Genomic DNA, 2917 nt, shown 5'->3' with positions numbered 1-2917 from the left:
GAATGGAGAGCCGTATGCACTGAAAGGTGCACGTACGGTTCGGGGAGGGGAAGCGCTTCAGCGCTTCCTACTCCACTCGCGACGTGGCAGGGTTTCGTCTACGTGGCCTTCGTCATCGACACCTTCGCCCGCCGGATCGTGGGCTGGCGGGTGTCACGCACCGCCCACGCCGGCTTCGTGCTGGATGCTCTGGAGCAGGCGCTGCACGAGCGCCGGCCGGCCAAGGGCAGCGGCCTCATTCACCATAGCGACCGCGGCTCGCAATACGTTGCCATTCGCTACACCGAGCGTCTCACCGACGCCGACGTCGAACCCTCCGTGGGCAGCGTCGGCGACAGCTACGAGCCCGAAGGGCCAGCGCAGCTACAACGCCTTGGCGGAGACCATCAACGGCCTCTACAAGACCGAGGTGATCCGGCGCCGCGGACCCTGGCGCACCATGGACGCCGTCGAGTTCGCCACCCTGGAATGGGTGGACTGGTTCAATCACCGGCGTCTCCTCGAACCCATCGGCAACATTCCGCCCGCCGAGGCCGAGGCGCGCTACTATGCCCAAGCCGAGGACGTCGCCATGGCGGCGTAACTCAACCAAATCGGCCTCCGGGAATCCCGGCGCGGTTCAGGGTCGTAGCCCTGCTCGACAAGATCCTTGAACCGGCCGCCGTCGAGGCCGGCCTCGACGGCAAGTTCCCGGCTCGCCCGAAACGCGGACGGATCGATGACGTTCGACCGGATCTGGGTCGCCACCTTCCGGGCGATCTTGTCGGCAACGCTTCCCATGCGGACTCCTGCTGTTGGTTCGGCCCACGCCTCAGTGTGTGCGGACGTGGTGGCCATCGAGGACATGGGCATGACGTGCCGCGGACGCCCATGGCGATGCCGGTGGGCGTGCGGTTCGGTCACCGGGCCGTCGTGATGTACCGCTCGACCGAGCCTGATGGAGACACCCGACGTTGTCCAGCCCATCGGTTGCCTGTAAAATCCGAATTTGAAGGCAACCGAGGTGGAGGGGCTTGTGCGGGAACTCGGGCTGGCCATACAGACCATGTTCGCCGACCTGGAGCAGCGGTGCCTGGACGCCGAGTTCGACGCGGCATTCCCCACCACCGGCAGCTTCTCGAAAAAGGAGCGAAAGGGTCGGGGATACTGGTACTTCCAGGGGTATGAGGACGGCCACCGCTACAGCCGCTACGTCGGCCCCGCCGAGGACCCGGACATCGCCGCCCGCGTCGAGCGGTTCCGCGACCTGAAGGCGGACTTCACCGAGCGGCGGCGGATGGTGTCCGCCCTGAAGGCCGCCGGGCTGCCGTCGCCGGACGCCTTCACCGGCGACCTCGCCGAAGCCCTGTGGCAGGCCGGCGTGTTCCGGCTGCGCGGCGTGCTGGTCGGCACGCTGGCGTTCCAGTGCTACGCCGGATTGCTGGGGGTCCGGCTGCCCGCCGCCCATCTCCGCACCGGAGACATCGACATCGCCCAGTTCCACTCGGTGTCCATATCCGTCGAAGACAGCCTGCCGCCCATTCTCGGCGTGCTCCGTCAGGTGGATGCCAGCTTCCAGGAGGTGCCGCATCAGGCAGACGCCCGGCAGGCCACGGCGTTCCGGAACCGCAAAGGTTTCCTGGTGGAATTCCTGGTGCCCAACACCGGCAAGGACAAGCATCAGGGCAAGCCCACCGCCATGCCGGCCCTGGGGGGAGCCGCCGCCCAGCCCCTGCGGTTCCTCGATTTTCTGATCCACACCCCGGTCCGGTCGGTGCTGCTTCACGCTGGCGGTGTACCGGTCCGGGTGCCGGCACCGGAACGGTATGCCGTGCATAAGCTGATCGTCGCGGCGCGGCGGCGAGCCGACCCGAACGGCCGGTTGAAAACCGACAAGGACGTGGCCCAAGCCGGGATTCTGATCGAAGCCATGGCCCACAGGCATCACCATGATCTCGCCGACGCCTGGATCGAAGCGTGGTCGAGGGGGCCGAAGTGGCGGGAAGCCTTGGCCGACGGCTTGTCCCGGCTGCCGGACACCCAATGGGAACTGCTGGCCGACACCATCCGACGGGCCGGGGGAAGCCAAAAGCAGAAAGCGGAAGACGTTGGCTTCCGAAAAGGCAGGGAAGCCGGCGGAACACAAGAAGACGGCCGCCTTTAACCGCCTGAACGAGCCGCCTCCTTTGCGACCGTTTGGGCGGCCTGGAGTTTTTCTGCATTGGGAGCAGCTCGACGTCGATGTCAGCGTGCCCGGGCTGCTCGCAAGGCTTTTCGGGACCAAGGCATGGATGGACCGTCAGCGGGCGTCCAGGGCGGGAGCCACCCGTTCTTCCCTCAAGGCCGAAGCCGCGCGCCGCAACGGCGCGAAGGGAGGCCGTCCCTCCGCGGGCACCGCCAAACCCGGCCGGTGACGGATCAGCAGCACTCGTCCTCCAGCTTGCGCAGCAGCGCCAGCCCCTCCTCGTCCTCCTGTTCCTCGAACAGGTCGGCGATGTAGTAGACGTTGGCGCACAGCAGGCACAGGCCGTCGGCCTGGCGCCGGGCGGGGTCGCCGGCCACCGCCAGCTTCTCCTTGAAGCGTTCCCAGAAGGCGTTGGTCTTGGCCGGATCGTCGATGTGCCGACGCAGGCGGGCGACCACCCGGGCGGCGTTGTCCGCGCAGTCGATGCCCTTGAAGGAGACGTAGCGGTCGGGGGTGTCGGGGTCGCGGGTGTCGGTGGCGTCCACGGCGGCGGCTCTCCCAGGTCGGACGGCATGGTGGCCCCTTGCTGTGGGGCACGCCGGGCCGGCCGGCAAGACGTCGTGCACGAGCCGCCGTGCGCCGGCGCGAAGCGCACGGCGGCTGCACGAGCGCCACGCTTGTATGACTTCCACTCATCGGGCGACCTCCTGATAGGATGGTTGGCCTGAAGGCCGGGAGAGGGTCGCCGCGTTC

At 67.8% G+C, this 2917-nt stretch carries 3 protein-coding genes and 1 pseudogene; 2 read left to right on the top strand and 2 right to left on the bottom strand.

Annotated features, from left to right (window positions below):
* Nucleotides 1–69 precede the first annotated feature (69 nt).
* A pseudogene (locus ACSBPG_RS31775) lies at nucleotides 70–583 on the top strand (DDE-type integrase/transposase/recombinase); the annotation flags it as partial.
* On the opposite strand, the gene ACSBPG_RS31770 reads toward ACSBPG_RS31775, so the two are convergent.
* Nucleotides 547–780 (bottom strand): hypothetical protein, encoded by a 234-nt coding sequence (locus ACSBPG_RS31770; RefSeq protein WP_435541264.1) that lies wholly within the window; start codon nucleotides 778–780, stop codon nucleotides 547–549. The pseudogene ACSBPG_RS31775 and the gene ACSBPG_RS31770 sit on opposite strands and share 37 nt — an antisense overlap.
* Before the next feature lie 208 nt (nucleotides 781–988).
* On the opposite strand from ACSBPG_RS31770, the gene ACSBPG_RS31765 reads away from it, so the two are divergent.
* Nucleotides 989–2143, top strand: a complete 1155-nt coding sequence (locus ACSBPG_RS31765; protein ID WP_435541263.1) for a nucleotidyltransferase family protein — start codon at nucleotides 989–991, stop codon at nucleotides 2141–2143.
* Nucleotides 2144–2397: 254 nt separating this feature from the next.
* Here ACSBPG_RS31765 and cowN read toward each other — a convergent pair whose 3' ends face one another.
* A complete protein-coding gene (gene cowN, locus ACSBPG_RS31760) occupies nucleotides 2398–2709 on the bottom strand; it encodes a N(2)-fixation sustaining protein CowN (RefSeq protein WP_435541262.1) in 312 nt (103 codons plus the stop codon).
* Between the last annotated feature and the right edge of the window lie 208 nt (nucleotides 2710–2917).

It is taken from the genome of Azospirillum sp. ST 5-10 (genome assembly GCF_051225715.1).
Lineage (GTDB): Bacteria > Pseudomonadota > Alphaproteobacteria > Azospirillales > Azospirillaceae > Azospirillum.
This window is presented reverse-complemented; position numbering and strand designations above follow the sequence as displayed.

Excerpts from the sequence above, each read along its gene's own strand:
- ACSBPG_RS31770 (WP_435541264.1), bottom strand. The coding sequence starts at position 780 with ATGGGAAGCGTTGCCGACAAGATCGCCCGGAAGGTGGCGACCCAGATC.